Origin of the sequence: Cupriavidus sp. SK-3 (assembly GCF_000611145.1) — a bacterium.
Taxonomy (GTDB): Bacteria; Pseudomonadota; Gammaproteobacteria; order Burkholderiales; family Burkholderiaceae; genus Cupriavidus.
Window position 1 is genome coordinate 44,208 of the sequence record NZ_JFJV02000060.1, and the last position, 16,371, is coordinate 60,578.

At 67.7% G+C, this 16,371-nt stretch carries 17 protein-coding genes; 6 read left to right on the top strand and 11 right to left on the bottom strand.

Going from position 1 to position 16,371, the window contains the following annotated elements; all coding sequences use genetic code 11:
- Positions 1-124: 124 nt before the first annotated feature.
- Both CF70_RS06705 and pedF read right to left on the bottom strand, forming a co-directional pair.
- Positions 125-1,018, bottom strand: a complete 894-nt coding sequence (locus tag CF70_RS06705) for a substrate-binding periplasmic protein (RefSeq protein ID WP_051648093.1) — start codon at positions 1,016-1,018, stop codon at positions 125-127.
- Positions 1,019-1,119: 101 nt separating this feature from the next.
- Positions 1,120-1,599 (bottom strand): cytochrome c-550 PedF, encoded by a 480-nt coding sequence (gene pedF / locus CF70_RS06710; protein WP_035862258.1) that lies wholly within the window; start codon positions 1,597-1,599, stop codon positions 1,120-1,122.
- A gap of 261 nt (positions 1,600-1,860) precedes the next feature.
- On the opposite strand from pedF, the gene CF70_RS06715 reads away from it, so the two are divergent.
- On the top strand, positions 1,861-3,906 hold the full coding sequence (locus tag CF70_RS06715) for a sigma-54-dependent Fis family transcriptional regulator (protein ID WP_035862261.1): 2,046 nt from the start codon (positions 1,861-1,863) through the stop codon (positions 3,904-3,906).
- A 28-nt stretch (positions 3,907-3,934) separates the two neighbouring features.
- Here the strand turns inward: CF70_RS06715 and CF70_RS06720 are convergent, their stop codons facing one another.
- Positions 3,935-4,870: an MBL fold metallo-hydrolase gene (locus CF70_RS06720; RefSeq protein ID WP_051648094.1), complete on the bottom strand. Its 936-nt coding sequence runs from the start codon at positions 4,868-4,870 to the stop codon at positions 3,935-3,937.
- Positions 4,871-4,893: 23 nt separating this feature from the next.
- Complete coding sequence (locus CF70_RS06725) at positions 4,894-5,820, bottom strand: alpha/beta fold hydrolase (RefSeq protein WP_035862264.1); 927 nt, start codon at positions 5,818-5,820, stop codon at positions 4,894-4,896.
- Positions 5,821-5,906: 86 nt separating this feature from the next.
- Here CF70_RS06725 and pqqA point away from each other — a divergent pair, with 86 nt between their 5' ends.
- The 5 genes from pqqA (at position 5,907) to pqqE (ending at position 9,136) form a co-directional block, all read left to right on the top strand.
- A complete protein-coding gene (gene pqqA / locus CF70_RS34530) occupies positions 5,907-5,981 on the top strand; it encodes a pyrroloquinoline quinone precursor peptide PqqA (RefSeq protein WP_081862055.1) in 75 nt (24 codons plus the stop codon).
- A 111-nt stretch (positions 5,982-6,092) separates the two neighbouring features.
- A complete protein-coding gene (gene pqqB, locus CF70_RS06730) occupies positions 6,093-7,010 on the top strand; it encodes a pyrroloquinoline quinone biosynthesis protein PqqB (protein WP_035862265.1) in 918 nt (305 codons plus the stop codon).
- Positions 7,007-7,699, top strand: a complete 693-nt coding sequence (pqqC, locus tag CF70_RS06735; protein ID WP_035862267.1) for a pyrroloquinoline-quinone synthase PqqC — start codon at positions 7,007-7,009, stop codon at positions 7,697-7,699. Before pqqB ends, pqqC begins: the two co-directional genes overlap by 4 nt.
- Positions 7,696-7,968 (top strand): pyrroloquinoline quinone biosynthesis peptide chaperone PqqD, encoded by a 273-nt coding sequence (gene pqqD / locus CF70_RS06740; protein ID WP_035862268.1) that lies wholly within the window; start codon positions 7,696-7,698, stop codon positions 7,966-7,968. The genes pqqC and pqqD overlap by 4 nt, the downstream gene beginning before the upstream one ends.
- A complete protein-coding gene (gene pqqE, locus CF70_RS06745; protein WP_051648095.1) occupies positions 7,940-9,136 on the top strand; it encodes a pyrroloquinoline quinone biosynthesis protein PqqE in 1,197 nt (398 codons plus the stop codon). Before pqqD ends, pqqE begins: the two co-directional genes overlap by 29 nt.
- Positions 9,137-9,297: 161 nt before the next feature.
- Here the strand turns inward: pqqE and CF70_RS06750 are convergent, their stop codons facing one another.
- The 7 genes from CF70_RS06750 to CF70_RS06780 all read right to left on the bottom strand — a co-directional run bounded on the left by CF70_RS06750 (position 9,298) and on the right by CF70_RS06780 (position 16,337).
- The gene (locus CF70_RS06750) at positions 9,298-9,597 is read right to left on the bottom strand and encodes a c-type cytochrome (protein ID WP_152561711.1); all 300 of its coding nucleotides are present in this window, start codon (positions 9,595-9,597) and stop codon (positions 9,298-9,300) included.
- A 137-nt stretch (positions 9,598-9,734) separates the two neighbouring features.
- Positions 9,735-11,477 carry a PQQ-dependent methanol/ethanol family dehydrogenase gene (locus CF70_RS06755; protein ID WP_035862272.1) on the bottom strand — a complete coding sequence of 581 codons (1,743 nt, stop codon included), beginning with the start codon at positions 11,475-11,477 and terminating at the stop codon, positions 9,735-9,737.
- A 192-nt stretch (positions 11,478-11,669) separates the two neighbouring features.
- Positions 11,670-12,602, bottom strand: a complete 933-nt coding sequence (locus tag CF70_RS06760; RefSeq protein WP_035862273.1) for a quinoprotein relay system zinc metallohydrolase 1 — start codon at positions 12,600-12,602, stop codon at positions 11,670-11,672.
- On the bottom strand, positions 12,599-13,363 hold the full coding sequence (locus CF70_RS06765) for a quinoprotein dehydrogenase-associated SoxYZ-like carrier (RefSeq protein ID WP_035862275.1): 765 nt from the start codon (positions 13,361-13,363) through the stop codon (positions 12,599-12,601). The genes CF70_RS06760 and CF70_RS06765 overlap by 4 nt, the downstream gene beginning before the upstream one ends.
- Positions 13,360-14,184 (bottom strand): ABC transporter permease, encoded by an 825-nt coding sequence (locus tag CF70_RS06770; protein WP_035862277.1) that lies wholly within the window; start codon positions 14,182-14,184, stop codon positions 13,360-13,362. The genes CF70_RS06765 and CF70_RS06770 overlap by 4 nt, the downstream gene beginning before the upstream one ends.
- Positions 14,185-14,203: 19 nt before the next feature.
- The gene (locus tag CF70_RS06775) at positions 14,204-15,385 is read right to left on the bottom strand and encodes an ABC transporter substrate-binding protein (protein ID WP_035862283.1); all 1,182 of its coding nucleotides are present in this window, start codon (positions 15,383-15,385) and stop codon (positions 14,204-14,206) included.
- On the bottom strand, positions 15,378-16,337 hold the full coding sequence (locus CF70_RS06780) for a PQQ-dependent catabolism-associated beta-propeller protein (RefSeq protein ID WP_414629428.1): 960 nt from the start codon (positions 16,335-16,337) through the stop codon (positions 15,378-15,380). Before CF70_RS06780 ends, CF70_RS06775 begins: the two co-directional genes overlap by 8 nt.
- Between the last annotated feature and the right edge of the window lie 34 nt (positions 16,338-16,371).

Consider the following 16,371-nt stretch of genomic DNA (forward strand, 5'->3'; position numbering starts at 1 on the left):
GCAAGTCCGGCGGTTCGCCTTGCGGGCGCGGTACCAGCGTCAGACAGCGACACAGTGCCGGACCGGGCACCACTCCCCCGCCTGAAGCCAGGTCCGGTTCCGCACGTCCAACCGCTGGAGAATCTCACGGCGTCTGCAGCGACACACCGTACTGCGCGAAGATCTGCTGCAGTTCGCCGCTGCGGCGGATCGCGTCCAGCGCGTTCTGCAGTGACTCCGCGAGTTCGCCCTCGTCCGCCTTGACCGCCATGCCGATGGCCCAGCCGCGCGCGGGCAGCAGCGGCGAGGCAATGTCCGCCGTGGCGAAGCGCCCGGCGGACTGGCCGGCCGCCTTGAGCGCGCTTTCGTATTGCGAGCGCGTGACCATCGCCGCGGCGATCTCGCCGGCGAACAGCGCGCGCAGCGTTTCGTCTGGCCCAGCATAAATCTTGACCTTGTCGCGCAGCGCGCCCTGCGCCCCGGACAACAGGGCATTGGCACCGGCGGAGCCCGCTTCCGCGCCGGTAGGCTGGCCGGCCAGATCCTCCAGCTGCCGGACCTCGGAGACGCGCTCGCGGTCGTGGACCAGCACGAACATCTCGCGGTGATAAGGCGCGAAGATCAGCGCCTTGTCGTTCGCGCGCATGAACGCACGGTCCACCGGCACATGCAGCATCACATCCGCCGGGCCATAGCCCAGGTAATGGCCACGCCACACCATATTGCGCAGGTCATCGGACATGTTCTCGTCAGCATCGAACGGCAGCAGCGACACCGACAGCCCCATCTGCTTGCTCAGGGCCTTCGCCAGCGCCACGTCGATGCCCGGCAACGCGTTGCCCGCTACCGTGGAAAACGGCGGCAGGCTCTTATAGACGGCCACCTTCAAGGTCCCGATCTGGCGGATCCTGGCCATATCGGCCAGCGACGGCTGGGCGCAGGCGAGCGCGGCAAGCGCCAGCAGTGCGCCGGCCAGGCGACGGGGACCGGCGGGGACCGGCAGGAAGGGAGCGGCGTCCCGGAGAGGGCTGGCGCGCATGGGAGGTCTCCTGGTTTTCTTGATCTTTGTGTTTGCTAATGCCGGAATGCCGGAATGCCGGAATGCGGGAATGTGGGGACGCGCGGGCGGGCCCGCAGCCCTTACTCGTGCCGCGATTCGAGATAGGTCTTGATGGACCAGACCGCTTCCTGGCTCAGCACGCCATCGAACGGCGGCATGTAGACCCGGCCATCTCGCGTGCGCCCCTTGCGCACGGTGGTGGTGAAGTACTGCGAGACCTCGCCCATGCATTCCTGCTTCTTCTTGGCGTTGGCCAGCGACGCGCAATCGCTGTCCAGCTTGCGCAGGTCCGGCGCGATGCCGCCCGACACCGCTTCCAGCCCATGGCAGCGCGCGCAGTTCTGGTTGTAGGCCGAGGAGCCGATACGCAGTGCTTCCTGCTGCGCACCGCCGGTCCTGTATGGATTATCCGGACGCCATTCTTCACCGAGTTGCGGTAGTGTCTTGGTGTCCACGGCTTGCGGCGTGACGTCCCCATGGGCCGAGGCGGACTGGGGTAGCCCCCCGGCCAGAAGCGTGCAGATGGCAATCAGGGCAAGTGTGCAGCGTGGTGTTTTCATCAGTGTCACCTCCAGTTGTTGAACTATGTTTTGAAGGTGACTTCCGCAAAAGCCATACCAAGCGCAAAGTGGACCATAAACCGGACCAGGCCCCGGCAAATGGCAGGCGTGTGACACAGCATGCCGAAAGCAGTGCCCTGGAATGCAACACCCTGGCAAGCGTTTTGCTTCATGAAGCAACACTTCGGGCCATGTCGACCACGCCAGGACCCGGAGCGACCCGCGCACAGATCGCGGGCGACTTCCACAGGAGACAGAAAAATGACTTTCCAAGCGGCCGGCGGCCCGCGGGTGCCCGGCGTCCCGCCGGCGGCAACGGGCAACCCGGCGGAGGGCGAACGGCCAGACCTGATCGCCCAGGCCCACCAGCGATCCGAAGCCTATGGCTTGCGGCCCTATGAATCGCCGGACTTCTGCCCGGTGCTGCAAAGCGAGCTGAAAACGCAGATAGAGCGCAGCCAGTCGCTGTTCACCCACGCGCTGCCGGTCATGGAGACGCTCTACGACCAGATCGTCAACACGCAGAGCATGGTGATCCTGACCGACGCCGCCGGCCTGATCCTGCACTCGCTGGGCGACGACGACTTCCTCGCCAGGGCCAACAAGGTGGCCTTGCAGCCCGGCGCGCTGTGGTCCGAGGAAAGCCGGGGCACCAACGCCATCGGCACCGCGCTGGCCGAGAACAAGGCCACGCTGGTCCACGGCGCGGAGCATTTCCTGGAGGCCAACCGCTTCCTCACCTGCTCCTGCATGCCGATCCTCGATGCCTACGGCAAGACGGTCGGCGCGCTCGATGTGACGGGTGACCAGCGCGGATTCCACAAGCACACGATGGCGCTGGTGCGGATGTCGGCGCAAATGATCGAGAACCAGCTTTTCGCCAATGCCTTCCAGGATATGGTGTGCGTGCGTTTCCACTCGCGCGCGGAGTTTATCGGCACCCTGGTCGAAGGCATCGCCTCCTTTACGCCAGGCGGACGCTTCCTGTCGGCCAACCGCAGCGCGCAGTTCCAGCTCGGGATGTCGGTCGGCGCGTTGCACGCGCACACCTTCTCCTCGCTGTTCGGCCTGTCGCTGTCGCAGTTGTTCGACGCCGAGCGCAAGGCCCCGGGGGGCATCGTGCACCTGCCGCTGCCAAGCGGCGTCAAGGTCAGCGCGCGCGTCGAGTGGAAGGCGCCTGCCGTGTCCGTCCCGGCGGTTGCCATCGACAATGGCAGCGCAGAGGCGCAGTGCATGCCCGATGCCGCCTCCCTGCCCCGCCGTGCGGGCGCGCAACCCGCCCGGCGCCCCGCCGGGCTGGACGACCTGGACACCGGCGACGCCCAGATCAAAGGCGTCATCACCAAGCTGCGCAAGGTGATCGGCAAGGATATTCCCGTCATGGTGCTGGGGGAAACCGGCACCGGCAAGGAACTGCTGGCCCGCGCCATCCACGCCGACAGCCCGCGCCATGCCGGGCCTTTCATCGCGGTCAACTGCGCCTCGATACCCGAGACGCTGATCGAATCCGAGCTGTTCGGCTACGAGGAAGGCGCCTTTACCGGCGCCCGCAAGAAGGGCGGTATCGGCAAGATGCTGCTGGCCAACGGCGGCACCCTCTTCCTGGATGAAATCGGCGATATGCCGTTGCACCTGCAGGCGCGCATGCTGCGCGCGCTGCAGGAGCGCGCGGTCACGCCGCTGGGCAGCAGCCGGGTGATCCACGTCGACGTGTCGGTGATCTGCGCCACCAATCGCAATTTGCGCGAGCAGGTGGCCAATGGCCTGTTCCGGGAAGACCTTTACTACCGCCTGAACGGCCTCGTGGTGCGCCTGCCGGCCTTGCGCGAGCGCACCGACCTCGATGTGGTGGCCAACAAGCTGTTGCGCGAGGGCGAGGCAAACGGGGGACCGCGCATCAAGGATTCGGTGATGGCGATGTTCCGCAGCTATCACTGGCCGGGCAATATCCGCCAGCTTGGCAACCTGCTGCGCACCGCGCGCCTGATGGCCGAGGGCGAGGCGGAGATCACCGAGGACCACCTGCCCGACGATTTCCTGGAAGACCGGCTGGCACGCCAGGCCATCCACCCCGTGCACGGCGCCACGCTGGAAGCCGATGCCGCGCCGGCCGGCGAGCGCGGCCCGGAGGTAGCGCCCCGCCCACAGCCCACCCGCCTGGCCGACGTCGAGGTGCTGGCCATCGTCGCCGCGGTCAAGGCGCACCACGGCAATATTTCCGCGGCGGCCAAGGCGCTCGGCATCTCGCGCAATACGGTCTACCGCAAGCTGGACGAGGCCAGCGCGCTGCCGCCGCAAGATGGCTGAGACGGCAGCCGCGCGCGCCGGCTGGCGCTCAGGCCAGCGGCTCGCCGTTCATCCAAAGGTCTTCCAGTTCGCGCCAGGCGTGCTGCACATTCAAGGGATGGCGCGAAGCGAAGTAGCGCCAATGGCGGTATGGCCCGGCGGCCGCCGGGCTGAGCACGCGCGCCGCATCGCCGCCCGCTTCCAGTGCGGCGGCAACGCCGCCGGCCAACGCATCCAGGTAGGCCAGCGTGGGCGCCAGCGTTTGCGCCGGCGTGCCCGGCGCGGTGCCCACCACGAGATCGGCGGGTAGCGCCGACACGGCCCGCAGCGCGCGCCGCCAGCCTTGCAGGGAAGCCTCCTGCATCTCCGGAACGCGGTCGCGGTAGGCCAGGCCACCCACGCATAACAGCCGCCGCCGCGGCGCATGCAGCACAGTATCCGAAGCGCTATGCGCCCCCGCGTGGACATGCACCTCCCACGCGGTGGCGCCGGTCTGCAGGCGATCGCCATGCCGCAAGCCGGGTTCCGGCAGCACGATCCGCGTGCCGCGCATCGCGGCTGGCCCCAGCAGCGCGGCCAGGCGGGCCAGGCACGCCTCGCAGCGTTGCCGCATCAGGCTGGCGGTGGCGGCAGAGGCCAGGAACGCGGGGCGCGGCCGCAAGCACGCGAAGGCCGCGTTGGCCAGCACGTTCTCGGGATGCGCATGGGTGTTGACCACCCAGCGCACCGGCTCGGGCGTCACGGCCCGGATCGCCGCCAGCAACCCGTTCCCCCAGGCCAGATGCGGGCCCGGGTCGACCACCAGCACCCCGGCTCCGGTCACATGGACCAGGGTCGGCACCACCTCCCCGGCATTGGCCCGCGCCACCTCGGCATTGGCTGCGCTGGCCACGTACACGCCAGGCTGCAGCCTCGCCAGCACCACGCGGCCATGTGCGGCGGCCGGGCCGGCACCGCCGAGCGCCATCGCCAGCAGGGCGCCCATGAATCCGCGCCGGGTGGGATCCGTCACCGCGGGCAGCCCGCCGCGCGGATGGCGGCCCGCAGGGCCTCGGCCATGGCACCGGCAGGCAAGTGTCCGCCGGGCACCCGGACCAGCCGCGCCTGGGGCATGACCGCCTGCAAACGCAGGGCGTTGGCCGGCCGGCAGACCTTATCGGCACGGCCATGCAGCAACGTCACCGGCACGTCCCGCGCACCGATCTGCGACGCCGCCTTCAGCAACGCCGGCTTGCCCAGCCCGGCGCGGCGGCGCAGGTAATGCGCCTGGATCCGGTATTTGTCCACCGCCGCCATGCGCTCGCGCCACGGCTGCCGCCCCGGCTGCGTCTGGCCAAGGCCCAGCATCCGCCGTTCGGCGCGCTGCCACTCTCCGGCAGTGTCCAGTTTTTGAACAGTCGTACCACTTTGCAACACTTGCGACACAGTGAGCAGGCGCGCCCGGGCATCGGACGCCCGCTCGCCGCTCGCCATGCGCCGCGGCATCGCGCCGCCGCGCGGAGAAAAAAGCCGATGGATATCGTCGCGGCCAGTCAGGAAAGCGCCCCGCAGGACCAGAGCCGCCACCGCGTCGGGATAGCGCGCGGCATAGGCCAGCGCCAGCGCCGCCCCCCAGGATCCACCCACCACGCTCCAGCGCCGGACGCCAAGCGCCTCGCGCAACTGTTCCAGGTCTGCCAGCAGCGCGCCCGCCGTATTCCGGCGCAGCGTCCCGGCGGGCCGCGAACGGCCCGCGCCGCGCTGGTCGGGCATGACCACACGGTGCCGCAGCGGATCGAACCACGCCGCCATCGACGGACTGCAGCCGCTGCCCGGCCCGCCGTGAAGCACCAGCCATGGATCGCCGGTGGCCGGGCCCGCCTGCCGCACGTGCATGCGGTGGCCATCCCGCGTACGGAGAAAAAAACATTGGGACGGCAGCGGTGCGGCGGGCATGGATGTTGCCTCGAAAAGAACGCGGCGACGTTCGCCGCAAGAAGACGCGATGCATTCACTAACTATGCCACCCCCGAGGAGGAGACATGAACTGGAGTACCCCCGCCTACAAGGAACTACGCCTGGGTTTCGAGATCACGATGTACATAGCCAACCGCTGAGCACTTTTGCCTGAACACCCCGATCTGGCAAGGCCCGCCCCCGCGGGCCTTTTTTCTCGCTGGCGGGCTTTTTGCTCTTCGACTCCGTAACGAACCCTATCGATACGTGCCATGACAATACTCCGGGTCCTTGGATCGGCTGCAGGCGGTGGCTTTCCCCAGTGGAACTGCAATTGCCGCAATTGCGATGGCGTACGCAACGGCACACTGCGCGCCACGCCGCGCACGCAGTCGTCGATCGCCTTGAGCGACGAGGCACAAGACTGGGTGCTGGTCAACGCCTCCCCCGACATCCTCGACCAGCTGCGCCACGCGCCGGCGCTGCAGCCGGCGCGTCAGCCGCGCGACACAGGCATCGCCGGGGTGGTGCTGATGGATGCGCAGATCGATCACGTCACCGGCCTCCTGATGTTGCGCGAGCACCGGCAGGCGCTGCCGGTCTACGCCACCGCGGCGGTGCTGCAGGATCTCGGCACGGCGTTCCCGCTGACACGCATGCTGTCGCACTACTGCGGCCTTGACACGCACACGCTGTCCCTGGACGACACGCCCTTCACGGTGCCGCCGCTCCATGGCGTGATGCTGACGCCGGTGCCGCTGGAGAGCAAGGCGCCGCCCTATTCCCCCAACCGCAACGCGCCGCGGCGTGGCGACAATATCGGGCTGCGCATCGTGGATGCCGCCACCGGCCGGCGCGCCTTCTATGCGCCCGGGCTGGGCCGCATCGAGCCGCACGTGCTCGACGAACTGCAGCGCGCCGACGTGGTGCTGGTGGACGGCACCTGCTGGCGCGACGACGAGATGCAGCAGCTTGGCTTCTCCGCCAAGACCGCCGCGGACATGGGGCACCTCGCCCTGTCCGGCCCGGGCGGCATGATCGAGACCCTCGACCGCCTGCCCGCGGCCCGCAAGATCCTGATCCACATCAACAACACCAACCCGATCCTGGTGGACGACTCGCCGCAGCGCGGCCTGCTGGCGGACCACGGCATCGAGGTAGCCTACGACGGCATGGAGATCAAGCTATGACGCAAGCCACGGCATGGAGCGCCGCAGAATTCGAAGCGCGCCTGCGCGCGAAAGAAGCGGGCTATCACATCCACCACCCGTTCAACCTGCGCATGGCGGCCGGGCAATGCACCCCGGAGCAGATCCGCGCCTGGGTGGCCAACCGTTTCTACTATCAGACCAGCATCCCGCTCAAGGACGCGGCGGTCCTCTCCAACTGCCCCGACCGCGCCACGCGCCGCGAATGGGTCGTGCGCATCCTGGACCATGACGGCACCGGGACCCAGGAAGGGGGCATCGAAGCCTGGCTGCGGCTGGGCCAGGCGGTGGGACTCGAGCGCGAGGCGCTGTGGTCGCACCGGCACGTGCTGCCCGGCGTGCGCTTCGCCGTCGACGCCTACGTGAATTTTGCGCGCCGCGCGCCCTGGCAGGAGGCCGTGTGCTCCTCGCTGACCGAGATGTTCGCCCCGGAGATCCACAAGGAGCGCCTGGCCGGCTGGCCCGGTCACTATCCGTGGATCGAAGCGCAAGGCCTGGATTATTTCCGCTCGCGCATTCCGCTTGCGCAGCGCGATGTCGATCACGGCCTGCGCGTGACGCTCGGCTACTTCCGCACGCCGGAGCAGCAGCAGCGCGCACTGGACATCCTGCAATTCAAGCTCGACATCCTGTGGTCGATGCTCGACGCCATCCAACTCGCCCACCCATGACCCCGACCGAAGCCGACCTGACCAAGCCCACGCTGCACCGGACCTTCCGCCTGCAGTGGGAAGACGCCCAGCAGAGCTGGATCCTGCTGTATCCGGAAGGCATGGTCACGCTCAACGACAGCGCGGCCGCCATCCTGCAGCGCTGCGACGGCAGCCACACCCTCGACATGCTGATCGACGACCTGCAGTCCGCCTTCGGCGTGCAGGGCATCGCACCGGAGGTACACGCCTTTGTCAAACATGCCATCGAACGCGGCTGGCTGGTCTGAGCCGCCGGCAGCCATGGCGCCGCCCGGGCCACCGCTATGGCTGCTGGCGGAACTGACCTACCGCTGCCCGCTCCACTGCGCCTTCTGCTCCAACCCGGTGGACTATGCCCGGCACGACACCGAGCTTGACACCGCCCGGTGGCGCGACGTCTTCACGCAGGCGCGCGCGCTGGGCGCCGTGCAACTGGGCCTGTCGGGCGGCGAACCCCTGCTGCGCAAAGACCTGGAAACACTGGTCGAACATGCCCACGGGCTCGGCTTCTACACCAACCTCATCACCTCCGGCATCGGCCTCACGGATGCGCGGCTGGCCGCCTTGCGCGTCGCCGGGCTCGATCATATCCAGCTATCTTTCCAGGACTCCACGCGCGAACTCAACGATTTTCTCTCCAGCACCCGCACCTTCAACCTGAAGCAACGCGTGGCCCGCCTGATCAAGGCGCACGGTTATCCGATGGTGATGAACTGCGTGCTGCACCGGCATAACCTGCCCCACGTCGGCGCCATCATCGAGATGGCGCTGGAGATGGGCGCGGAATACCTGGAACTGGCCAATACCCAGTACTACGGATGGGCCTGGGAGAACCGGCAGGCACTGATGCCCACGCATGAGCAACTGCGCGAAGCCGAAGCGGTCGTGAAGGCATACCGCGCCCGCATCGGCAACCGCTGCAAGATCCTGTTCGTGGTGCCCGATTACTTCGAGCAACGGCCCAAGAAATGCATGAACGGATGGGGCACGACCTTCCTTGGCGTGGCGCCCGACGGCGTCGCGCTGCCCTGCCATGCGGCCCGCATGCTGCCCGGGCTCGACCTGCCGAACGTCACCACGCAATCGCTAAGTGAGATATGGCGCGAGAGCGACGCCTTCCAGCGTTTTCGCGGCACGCACTGGCTGCCGGAGCCTTGCCGATCCTGCGACTCGCAGGCGGAAGACCATGGCGGGTGCCGTTGCCAGGCATTCCTGCTGACTGGCGATGCCGCCGCCACGGATCCGGTTTGCGATCGGTCGGCTGACCATGGAAAGGTCGCGGAGATCGTGTTGCAGGGCAGGCTGGCCGAAGTGCAGGCGCGTGGGCGGGAGAACGGGATGGTCTTCCGCAGCGATGGAAATTCGCTCAGGCTAAGCAGCGAAGCTGGCTGCGCTGGCAGCGAAAAACGGAAGTAAGAAGACAGGGAACAGAGAACAAAAAAACCAAAGACGTTTCACGCCGTGCCTGGGCTGCCGTTCGGGCCGATGTGAAACGTCTTTGCAAATCCTTCCTTCGTATCCGGTTTTTGTCCGACCGTCAGGTCAGGCACCGGTTTCTTCCAATGCTCATCCGATTTTCATCCAATACTCAGCACCCACTCTGCCAGCCTCCTGGCATCCGCTTCACTGATACTCTCGTGCGACGGCATGGGAATCCGTCCCCAAACGCCTTTTCCGCCCTCACGGATCTTTTTCGCCAGCCGCTCGGGCGCCTCCCCATCGCCCTTGTACCTGGCCGCTACCTCGGCAAAGCCCGGCCCTACCACCTTGGCATTCATACTGTGGCAAGAAAAGCAGCCGCTCTTGTCTGCCAGCGCCTGCATATCCGGCGCCGCTTCGACCCGGGCGGCACACAGCACCATCGCCACCGTGGCCATCAACGACAGGTATCCTTTCGCCTTCCGCATATCTACGTCCCAATGCTCTGATCATCGACCAGCCCTTGCGCGTGCCGGCTTCGGTGTGCGAGGCCGGCACGCGCAGGGCCGCTTTATTACATGGTGTCCGGCAACGTTCAGCTCTTGTGCAGCTTGAACACCCACACCGATCCGCCCTGCTCCAGGAAATTCACGCGCTTGGCAACTTCCCCGCCCCACAGCGGCACTGCGCCGCCCCAACCCGACACCACAGCCACATACTGCTCGCCGCCCTCCTCCCAGGTAACCGGAGGCGCCACCACGCCGCTGCCCGTCTGGAACTTCCACAGTTCCTTGCCAGTCTTGGCGTCCGCTGCCTTCAGGTAGCCCTCTGGCGTGCCCCAGAACACCAGACCGCCGGCAGTGGTCATCACCCCGCCCCACAGCGGCGCGTAGTTCTTGACCTCCCACTCGATCTTGCCGGTCTTGGGATTGATCGCGCGCAGCGAGCCGATGTAGTCCTCGTTGAGCGGATGGATGGTGAAGCCGGCGCCGAGGAAGGCGGCGCCCTTCTTGTAGCCCACGGGTTCGTTCCAGATGTCCATGCCCCATTCATTGGCCGGTACATAGAACAGGCCGGTCTGCGGACTGTAGGCCATCGGCTGCTGGTTCTTGCCGCCGAGGAAGCCCGGCGCGGCGAACACGGACTGGCCCTTCTTCGGATCGCTGCCCGCGGCCGGGTCGCCCGGCCGGCTTTCCGCGATCATGTTGGGGCGCCCGGTCTTGAGGTCGATGCTGCTGGCCCAGGTGATCTTCTTGACGAAGGGGAAGGCGTTCACCAGCTTGCCGTTGGTGGCGTCATTGACGTAGAAGAAACCGTTGCGGTCGGCCTTGCCGCCCAGGCGCTTCCCATCCTGGTCGAAGGTCACGAACTCGTTGACGCCGTCGAAATCCCAGCCATCGTTCGGCGTGTTCTGGTAATGCCAGACGATCTTGCCGGTGGTCGGGTCGAGCGCCACGGTCGAGGCCGAATACAGGTTGTCGCCCTTGCGCATGTGGCTGTTCCACGGCCCCGGGTTGCCGGTACCGAAGTAGGCCAGGCCGGTCTTCGGGTCATAGGTGCCGCCCAGCCAGGTGGCCGCGCCGCCGGTCTTCCAGGTCTCGCCGGGCCAGCTGGCGTTCTGGGTACCGGTCACGCCGTCCTCGGTCTTGTTGCCGTCCTTGTCGTACTTGTAGCCCATATGGCCTTCCACCACCGGCCTGGACCAGATCAGTTGCCCGGTCTTGGCGTCGCGTGCCTCGACCCGTCCCACCACGCCGAACTCGCCGCCGGAGATGCCGGTCAGCACCATGCCTTTGACGATCAGGGGCGCTGCCGTGTAGGAGTAGCCAGCGGCATAGTCCTCGATCTTGTCCTTCCACACCACCTTGCCGGTCTTCTGGTCCAGCGCCACCAGTTGCGCATCGAGCGTGCCAAAGATCACCAGGTTGTCGTACAGGGCCGCGCCACGGTTGACCACGTCGCAGCAGGGCATGATGCCTTCGGGCAGGCGATGCTCATATTTCCAGAGCTTGCTGCCGGTCTTCAGATCGAGCGCGTAGATGCGCGAGTACGAGGCCGTCACGAACATCTTGCCGTCATGAATCAACGGCTGCGCTTCCTGCCCGCGCTGCTTTTCGCCGCCGAACGAGAACGACCAGGCCGGCACCAGCTGGCTGACGTTCCTGGTGTTGATGCGGTTCAGCGCGGAAAAGCGCTGGCCTTGCGGGCCCATCCCCCACGACAGCACGTCGCCCGGCGACTTCGCGTCATTCTCGATCATGGCATCGGTCACCGCGGCCTGCGCCGCCAGGCTCGCGGCAGTCGCCGCGAGCACCATCATCACGCGTAACGTCCTCATTGTCTGCTCCTCTCTCTTGTTGTCGATCTTCACCAGTGCGCCACGCACACCAGACTGACTCTTGGCAATTCCCATGCCAATGGAAAACACCCGCATCCGGCCCCGCGGCGGCCGGTGGATGCGCGGATGGCGTACCAGCGCGGAACACTCCGTTGCCGTTGTTGCGGAATTGAACAGCACACCTGTCCGGACTCAGCGTCTCAACGCGGCATCCTCATACGCCGGGTAGAGGTGCGTCACATTGCGCAAGTACTCCGCCGGCATGGCGCCCCAGCGCGCGTAGGCGTCCGGCACCGGCATGGCGATCACCTCGGCCAGGTCGCGGCCCTCGGAGGCCGCCTGGGTCATGCGGGCGTCCAGCCACTGCAGGTAGCCGCGTGTCTGCGCGATGGCGTCCGCGCTGCCGAGCGCCGGCCCGTGGCTGGGGATCAGCAGCCGCGCGCCGCTGTCGCGCAGCAGCGCCTGCAATTGGTCCAGGCTGGCCAGCCAGCGCTTGAGATCGGCGTGGGGTGTGGTCGGCACGCGCTCGCGGAATGCCACGCCGCCCGCGAACACAATGCCGGCGCTGCGGTCTACGATCACCAGGTCGTCGGCGGTGTGGCCGTCCATCCGGATCAGATCGAAGGTGTGCCGGCCGATCGTGCGCCGGCCCGGGGTCAGCACGTGGCGCGGCGGCGCCGGTTCGGTGTCGCGCATCCAGTTGCCGCACAGGCGGTAGAGGTTGTCGGCATAAGCAGGTCCTTCGCGCCGGGCGCCGTCGATGGTGCCGGCCAGCGCGCTGCCGCCCACTTCGGCATAGGCCTGGTTGCCGAAGAAGTAGTCCGGATGCAGGTTGAGATTGAGCACCAGCCTCACCGGCGCCGCCGTGACCGAAGCAATGGCGCGGCGCTGCTGCTCGCCGTACTGGCGCGACGGCCCGGTATTGATCACCACCACGCCGTCACCCGTATCGATAAAGGCGGTGTTGATGATGTTGCAGCCGTTGCCCGGCGCGAAATCCGCATTGGCCCCTTCCAGCAGCCACACGTCGGCGGCGACCTGGCGTGGCGCCAGGCGATAGTCCCCTGCCTGCGCCAGCGCCGCCTGCGCTGCCAGCCATAGCAGGATCCCGAGCGCGCGCTTCATGGCGTCACCTGCGCCGCGAACCGGTTGCCGTTGTTATCGCGTCCGGTCACCGTCATGCCGCGCTCGATGGCCTCGCGCAGGTCGAAGGAGAAGATCGGGTTCTCGGCAACCGGTTCGTACAGCGTCATCCGCAGCATCGTTTCCCGGGTGGCGTCGAGCAGGCTCAGGGACTCCACATGGAAGGCCGGGATACCGGCCACCAGCCCGGTGTCCATCGGGTGCATCACGCGTAGCCGCACCCGGCCACCCGCGCCGCCGAGGCCGGGAAACACGCGCGATTCGACCCGGTTCAGCGTGGTGCTCCATGAGCCATCGCGGCGGGTAGCGCCCGGCACCGTGCAGCCGCCGCCGCTGGCATCCACCATCACCCCGCCCACATGCCACACGCCGTCCCGCGTGCGGGCCGCCACGCGCACCGGCGAGGCCTGCTCCAGCTTGAAGCGGAACGACAGCGAGGGGCGCACCTTGAGCGGCTCGAACTCCAGTACCTTGCGGATCGGGTTGCGGTCCACCGCCACCACGATGCGATCCACCTCGCCAAGCGCCGACGCATCGAAGGCGATCGGTACCCGCATCGGATCTTCGGCAAAGGCCGGCCCGGTGACCTTGACGCGGCTGTCGAACACGAACGGCGCCTGTTGCAGCGCTTCCTTGTGCACCAGCGGCCATTGCGGCGACTGCAACGGATCCCGGCTGTCCAAGGCCCACGCGCCCGTTGCGGCCAACGCCAGGCAAGCTGCCAGCGGCACGGCATGCCTCATGCCGGCCCCCCGGCCTGGCGCACGCGGCGCGCCATCCCGCGCTGCGGGTCGTAACCGAACAGCGCCAAAGCGAAGAACACAGCCGTGCAACCGGCCACCACCGCGAGACTGACTGGCGCGGCCTGCCCGTACAAGGCGAAGCGGATCGCTTCCACGGCATGGGTAAAGGGATTGAAGCGCGCGAGCTGGTAGACCACCGTGGCGCCGGACTCCTCCAGTTTCCAGAGCGGATACAGCGCCGAGCTGATGAAGAACATCGGGAAGATCACAAAATTCATGGTGCCGGCGAAGTTCTCCAGTTGCCGCACATGCACCGACAGCAGCAAGCCCAACGCCCCCAGCATCAGCGCGGCCAGCACCATCACCGCCAGCGCGCCGGGCAGGCATGCAGGCGCGAACGTCACGTCGAAGGCCATGGCGACAAGCAGGAAGGCAACCATCTGCAGCAAGGAAAGCAAGGTGCCGGCAGCCAGCTTGCAGGCGAGCAGCCAGGCCCTGGGCAGCGGCGCGGTCAGCAGCAGGCGCATCACGCCCATCTCGCGGTCGTACACCATCGCCAGCGAGGACTGCATGCCGTTGAACAGCGCGATCATGCCGAGCAGGCCGGGCGTGACAAAGACCTTGTATTCGACATAGGTGTCATAGGGCGGCACGATGGCGACGCCGAGCGCATTCTGGAAGCCGGCCGCGAATACCAGCAGCCACAGTAGCGGCCGCGCCAGCGACGAGCACAGCCGCCCGGGCTGCCGGAAGAACTTGTGCAGTTCGCGCCCGGCCACCGCGCGCAAGGCGCGCCAGGCATGGATCAGGGTGGTAGTCATGGCCTGGCCGTCGCCCCCTTTATTTGCCTGGACGGCACGCGGTGTCGGCCGCGTCGGCGCCCAGCGTGTCGAGATTGTTCTTCGGATGCAGCACGCCCTCCACCGGCGCCACGCCGACCACGCCGTCGGGATGCGCCAACAGGACGGGCTGGCGCAACTGGCCGTCCCAGCGCCGGAAGGACAGCGGCGGCCCCTTGAAGCCGTCCACTACCACCGCCTCGGAGACCAGCGCCTCGGCCTGCCCGGCAAAGCCGTCCTTGGGCTGCCGCGCCACGCTTTCGGCGATTGCCTTCACAGCCACCCACGCGGCCCAGTCGTATCCGGTCATGGGACGGCCTGCCGCCTTGATGAAACGCCGGTTCAGCTGCGGCCCCCCGTTGCGCTCCCAGGCCCAGTGCCAGGCCTGGCCGGTCAGTCCGCTGGAGCCCACCACCGGGCGCGGCAGCTGGGTGGCATAGGGCACGCCGCGCGCGAACTCGCCGTCGGCATCGGCGACCACCACCACGTCATAGTCCACGCCCGCAGTCAGCAGGCCGAGATTGCCCAGCTCGCGCTCGCGCGGATCGTTCGACAGCTTGAACGCGCGCTGCGCCGACCAGGCAATGCCGAAGCGGCGGGCAGCCTGCGCGAGCACGGCGCGCTGCGCCGCGTCTTCCGGCGACGGCCCGCTCAGCAACAGCGCGCGGCGCCACTTGCGCAGCGCCAGGTATTGCATCAACGCGTCCGCCTGCATGCGCCGGCTGGGCAGCGTGTGGAGCAGATGCGGCGCGCAGCCGGCGCCGCGCAGTTCGTCGTCGTCGGCGGAAACATTGAACAGCAGCGCTTCGCCGGGCTTGACCGCACGCGCCGCCAGCCTGACCGCCGGAGCCGGCAGGTCCAGCAGGATAAAGCGCGTGCCCTGGCGCGCCAGCGCGGCTACCATCGGCCCCACCTCGGCTTCGCTGCCGGCTTCCTGCGCATCGAGCCGCAGTGCCTGCCCGGCGGCTTCCAGCGCAAAGCGCGATTCCGCCACTGCCACGCGCGCGCCGTCCACGGGACGGCCTTGGGGCTGGCCGGGATAACGTTGCTCCATCCGCCTGGGTGCATAGCGCCCGTCGCCGGCCATGGAAACCACGGCCACCCTCAGGTCAGCCGCGTGCGCGGTGGCCGCCAGCCACGCGAACACGGCCAACCAGCGCAGCCCGGTCGCCGGATTAATCATCGATCGCCACCGAATGCGGCACCCTGCCCGCCTTGAGCGTGGTCACGGCCTTGTTGCTTGCGGTGTCGACCACGCTGACGTCGTCGGACAGCCCGTTGGCCACATAGAGCAAGGCGTTGTCGCGCGTCAGCGCCAGGCCCCAGGCGCGGCGGCCCACCAGCACGTAGTCCAGCACCCGGCGCTCAGCCACATCGACCACGGCCACGCGATTGGCGCGGCCCAGCCCGATATAGGCACGCTTGCCGTCGCTGCTGGCTGTCAGCCCGACCGGAGTCACGTCCTCCGCACGAAAGCCCTTTGGCGTGAAGGCGATGGTCTGCACCACTTCCAGCGTATCGGTGCGGATCACGCTGACGCTGGCGGCCAGTTCATTGGTCACCCACAGCTCCTTGCCGTCCATGGCCAGCAGCAGGCGGCGCGGGCGGTTGCCGACCCGGATGTTCTTGATCAGCTTGCGCGATGCCACGTCGATCACATGGACCAGGTTGGCGACTTCCGAGGTGACGTACACCCGCTTGCCGTCCGGGCTGGCCTTCACGCCCTCGGGCTCTTCGCCCACCTTGATGGCAAACACCCTCTTGCCGGACGCGATGTCGTAGGCCGACAGCAGTCCGTCCTCCTCGTTGGAGACGTAGAGCGTGCGGCCGTCGGGACTGAGGTCGAACAGTTCCGGGTCGTCGCCGACCGGCAGCGAGGCCACGGTCTTGCGGCTCGCCACGTCGACGACGTCCACCCGGTTATCGTCGCTGCAGGCCACGTAAAGGCGCCGCCGGTCCGGCGACAACTGCAGGTGGCGCGGGCGCTTGCATTGCCGCCAGACGGCAATCAGTTGCCTGCTGGCCGCGCTATAGGCGACCACGGCATCGTCCTTCTCGCTGGAGACGAAGACCTGCCCGGTGGCGGTGCGGCTTTCGGCGGCACCCGCCACGCCGGCGGCGATCAGCAGCAACATGGCGGCCAGGGTGACGCAGGCGATAAAGCCAAGG

Excerpts from the sequence above, each read along its gene's own strand:
- pedF (WP_035862258.1), bottom strand. The coding sequence starts at position 1,599 with ATGAAAACACCACGCTGCACACTTGCCCTGATTGCCATCTGCACGCTT.
- CF70_RS06775 (WP_035862283.1), bottom strand. The coding sequence starts at position 15,385 with ATGATTAATCCGGCGACCGGGCTGCGCTGGTTGGCCGTGTTCGCGTGG.
- pqqC (WP_035862267.1), top strand. The coding sequence starts at position 7,007 with ATGACGCAAGCCACGGCATGGAGCGCCGCAGAATTCGAAGCGCGCCTG.
- CF70_RS06725 (WP_035862264.1), bottom strand. The coding sequence starts at position 5,820 with ATGCCCGCCGCACCGCTGCCGTCCCAATGTTTTTTTCTCCGTACGCGG.
- CF70_RS06720 (WP_051648094.1), bottom strand. The coding sequence starts at position 4,870 with ATGGGCGCCCTGCTGGCGATGGCGCTCGGCGGTGCCGGCCCGGCCGCC.
- pqqB (WP_035862265.1), top strand. The coding sequence starts at position 6,093 with ATGACAATACTCCGGGTCCTTGGATCGGCTGCAGGCGGTGGCTTTCCC.
- CF70_RS06755 (WP_035862272.1), bottom strand. The coding sequence starts at position 11,477 with ATGAGGACGTTACGCGTGATGATGGTGCTCGCGGCGACTGCCGCGAGC.
- CF70_RS06770 (WP_035862277.1), bottom strand. The coding sequence starts at position 14,184 with ATGACTACCACCCTGATCCATGCCTGGCGCGCCTTGCGCGCGGTGGCC.
- CF70_RS06715 (WP_035862261.1), top strand. The coding sequence starts at position 1,861 with ATGACTTTCCAAGCGGCCGGCGGCCCGCGGGTGCCCGGCGTCCCGCCG.
- CF70_RS06780 (WP_414629428.1), bottom strand. The coding sequence starts at position 16,337 with ATGTTGCTGCTGATCGCCGCCGGCGTGGCGGGTGCCGCCGAAAGCCGC.
- pqqD (WP_035862268.1), top strand. The coding sequence starts at position 7,696 with ATGACCCCGACCGAAGCCGACCTGACCAAGCCCACGCTGCACCGGACC.
- CF70_RS06750 (WP_152561711.1), bottom strand. The coding sequence starts at position 9,597 with ATGGCCACGGTGGCGATGGTGCTGTGTGCCGCCCGGGTCGAAGCGGCG.
- CF70_RS06705 (WP_051648093.1), bottom strand. The coding sequence starts at position 1,018 with ATGCGCGCCAGCCCTCTCCGGGACGCCGCTCCCTTCCTGCCGGTCCCC.
- CF70_RS06765 (WP_035862275.1), bottom strand. The coding sequence starts at position 13,363 with ATGAGGCATGCCGTGCCGCTGGCAGCTTGCCTGGCGTTGGCCGCAACG.
- CF70_RS06760 (WP_035862273.1), bottom strand. The coding sequence starts at position 12,602 with ATGAAGCGCGCGCTCGGGATCCTGCTATGGCTGGCAGCGCAGGCGGCG.
- pqqE (WP_051648095.1), top strand. The coding sequence starts at position 7,940 with ATGCCATCGAACGCGGCTGGCTGGTCTGAGCCGCCGGCAGCCATGGCG.